1 protein-coding gene is annotated in these 3,680 nt (G+C 68.0%); it reads right to left on the bottom strand.

Annotated elements, in window-relative coordinates; genetic code table 11:
- Positions 1-694: 694 nt before the first annotated feature.
- Positions 695-3,367 carry a DNA gyrase subunit A gene (gene gyrA / locus VGC13_RS06565; protein ID WP_331124425.1) on the bottom strand — a complete coding sequence of 891 codons (2,673 nt, stop codon included), beginning with the start codon at positions 3,365-3,367 and terminating at the stop codon, positions 695-697.
- Positions 3,368-3,680 lie beyond the last annotated feature (313 nt).

The raw sequence follows: 3,680 nt of genomic DNA on the forward strand, positions 1-3,680 counted from the left end.
AAGGGGTGAAGGGGTGAAGGGGTGAAGGGGTGAAGGGGTGAAGGGGTGAAGGGGTGAAGGGGTGAACGGGTGAACGGGTGAACGGGTGAACGGGTGAACGGGTGAACGGGTGAACGGGTGAACGGGGCCGTCGCGGGCGGGCCGGCATGGTGCCGTCCAGACGGCTCGGTCCAGCACCGGCGGCTAAAGCCGCAGGCTGGAACTGCGATAAGCCCGGTCTCGGCTCGCTACCGCTCGCCGAACCGGGCTTCACCTGCTCGGGCCGGCGGGGGCCGGCGCGCGGTTGACGATGTGGGTCCGGGGAACGGTCCCGTCTGCACGGGCCGGTGTCATACCGGGAGCGCTCGCCGATGTGCGAGGTCTGCGGTCCGCGAGAAGTTGAAGCCCCGTTCGGCGAGCGCAGCGAGCCGAGACGGGGCTTATGGCATTCCTAGCCGCGGGCTTTAGCCCGTGGTTGGCGGGTTCGCGGGTCGTGATTCGTGATTCGCGGGTCGGGTTTCGCGGGCCGCGGAAACCCACGGTTCTCCGGAATTCCGTGGATTTCGGAACCCCGCGTTTCCCGCAGCGTCCCCCCGCGTCGTCCGCGGGATGCATCGCCCGCTGTAACCTGTCCCCTGTACCCTGTCCCCTATCCCCACAACGCAAACGGGGCGGCATCGCTGCCGCCCCGTCCGCATCCATCCATCACCGCCGACTACACCCCGTCGTCGTCCAGCAGCTCGTCCACCGAGTCGGGGCCTTCGTCCTCCTCGATGAAGTCCTCGGGCTCGTCGGCGAGGTCGTCGTCATCCGCGTCGTCCAGCCCCAGCGCCTCCTCCAGCGCGGTCGAATCGACCACCTCCTGGCTCGCGGGGAGTTCGGTGCTGATGGGCTGCGGCTCCTCGTCCTCGCTCACCACGCGGGCCACGTCCATCACCGCGTCCTTGGGGCCCAGGTTGATCAGCTTGACGCCCTGCGTGTTGCGCCCGATCACCCGGATCTGGTCCACCGGGCTGCGGATGATGACGCCCTGGCGGGTGATCATCATCAGCTCGTCGCCCGGGTGCACCTCCATGATGCTCACCACGCGGCCGGTCTTTTCCGTCACCCGGATGTTGATGACGCCCTTGCCGCCACGGTTCTGCACCCGGTACGCGTCCAGGTCGGTGCGCTTGCCGAAGCCCAGCTCCGTCACCGCCAGCAGCGTGCTTCCCGGCCCGGTGACCACCATGCCGATCACCAGGTCGTCACCCTCCAGCATGATGCCGCGCACGCCCGTGGTGGCGCGCGAAAGCTGCCGCAGCCGGCTGTCCTCGAAGTGAATGGCCATGCCGTCGCGCGTGGCCAGCACCACGTGGCACCCCGGGTCGGCCAGCGCCACCGAGATCAGCTCGTCGCCCTCGATGACGTTGATGGCGTTGATCCCCACCCGCCGCGGGTTGCCGTACGCCGCCAGCGACGTCTTCTTCACCACGCCCTTGCGGGTGGCGAAGATCAGCGACCGCTCGTGGCTGAACTTACGCACCGGCACCAGCGCCGCGATCTTCTCGTCGGGCTCGATGTTGATCAGGTTCACCACCGGCTTGCCGCGGCTGTTGCGGCTGCCCACCGGCACCTCGTGCACCTTGAGCCAGTAGCACTGGCCGTCCTGCGTAAAGAACATCAGGTAGTCGTGGGTGTTGGCCAGGAACAGGTGCTCCACCCAGTCCTCTTCCTTGGTCTTCATCCCCTCGATGCCGCGCCCGCCCCGCGCCTGCGCCCGGTAGGTGTCGCTGGGCACGCGCTTGATGTAGCCGCTGTGCGACACCGTGATCACCATCTCCTCGTCGGGGATCAGGTCCTCGATGGTGAACGCGCCCGTCATCCCCAGCAGGTCCGTGCGCCGCTCGTCGCCGAACTTGTCGGCCACCTCGGTCAGCTCGTCCTTGATGATCCCCTTGCGGCGCTCCAGGTTGGTCAGGATGTCCTCGAGGTCGGCGATGGTCGCGCGCACCTCGCTGAGCTCCGCCTCCAGCTGCTCGATCTCCAGCCCCGTAAGCCGCGCCAGGCGCATGTTCAGGATGGCGTCGGACTGCCGCTCGCTCAGCGCGAACCGCTCGCGCAGCAGCGTCCCGGCCTCGGCCGTGGTGTCGCTGCCGCGGATGATGGTGATGACCTCGTCGATGTTGTCGACGGCGATCTTGAGGCCTTCCAGGATGTGCTCCCGCTCCTTCGCCTTGCGCAGCTCGAAGGTCGTCCGCCGCACCACCACCTCGTGCCGGTGCTGCACGAAGTGGTAGATGATGTCGCGCAGCCCCAGCACGCGCGGCACGCCGCCCACCAGCGCCAGCATGATCACGCCGAAGGTGCTCTGCAGCTGCGTGTGCTTGTACAGCTGGTTGAGCACGATATGGGGAATGGCGTCGCGCTTGAGGTCGATGACTACGCGAATGGTCTTGGAGCTCTCGTCGCGCAGGTCGGCGATCCCCTCCAGCTTCTTGTCGCGCACCAGCTCGGCGATGTGCTCGATGACGCGCGCCTTGTTCACCTGGAACGGCACCTCGGTGATGATGATGCGCTCGCCCTTGCCGCCCTCGCGCTCCTCGATGGTCGCCCGCGCACGTACGACGACCCGGCCGCGGCCGTTCTCGTACGCCTCGCGGATCCCGTCGATGCCGTAGATGACGCCGCCCGTGGGAAAGTCGGGCCCGCGCACGAACTTGTGCAGGTCTTCCCAGGTGCAGTCGGGGTTGTCGATCAGGTGCACGCACGCCGCCACCACCTCGCGCAGGTTGTGCGGCGGAATGTTGGTGGCCATCCCCACGGCGATGCCGCTGGAGCCGTTGACGAGCAGGTTGGGGAACTTCGCCGGCAGCACGCGCGGCTCCATGAGCCGGTCGTCGTAGTTGGGCGAAAAGTCCACCGTCTCCTTGTCGATGTCGGCCAGCATCTCGGTGGCCAGCGGCGCCAGGCGGCTTTCCGTGTACCGGTACGCCGCCGCGCTGTCGCCGTCCAGCGAACCGAAGTTGCCCTGGCCGTCGATGAGCGGGTAGCGCAGGGAGAAGTCCTGCACCATGCGCACGAGGGCGTCGTACACTGACTGGTCGCCGTGCGGGTGGTACTTGCCCAGCACGTCGCCCACCACCGTCGCGCACTTCTTGTACGGGCGCGTGGGGACCAGGCCGGCCTCCTGCATGGCGTACAGGATGCGGCGATGCACCGGCTTCAGGCCGTCGCGCACGTCCGGCAGGGCGCGCTGCACGATGACGCTCATCGAGTAGTCGATGAACGACTCGCGCATCTCGTCCTCGATCAGGCGCGGACGAACGCGCGACCCGGTCGCGGGCAGCTCGATGGGATCGTCGCCGCCGTCCATCTCGGGCGGCTCGGGCGTGAAGTCGTCGGACATCCGGGTATCGTGGAACGGTGCGGGAAGTTGTTGCCTGAAGCGCGTTTGAGCGCAGCGGATGTACTACCCCGCCAGGGCGGTGCGGTGCCCCTGGAACGGGGCCTCGGATGGACCGACAAAGTACGCTCCCACGCGGGTTTCCGCCAGCCCGCGCGTGTGCATGCGAGCGCGTACGCGTGTAGGGGTACGCGCGTGCGGGAGTGCGGGAGCGCGGGAGCGCGGGAGCGCGGGAGTGCGGAAGTGCGGAAGTGCGGAAGTGCGGAAGCAGGTAGGGGTGGATGATGCGCGAGGCGGGCCGGAGCAACACGCTCCG

Source organism: Longimicrobium sp. (genome assembly GCF_036399255.1).
In the GTDB taxonomy this organism is placed as follows: domain Bacteria; phylum Gemmatimonadota; class Gemmatimonadetes; order Longimicrobiales; family Longimicrobiaceae; genus Longimicrobium.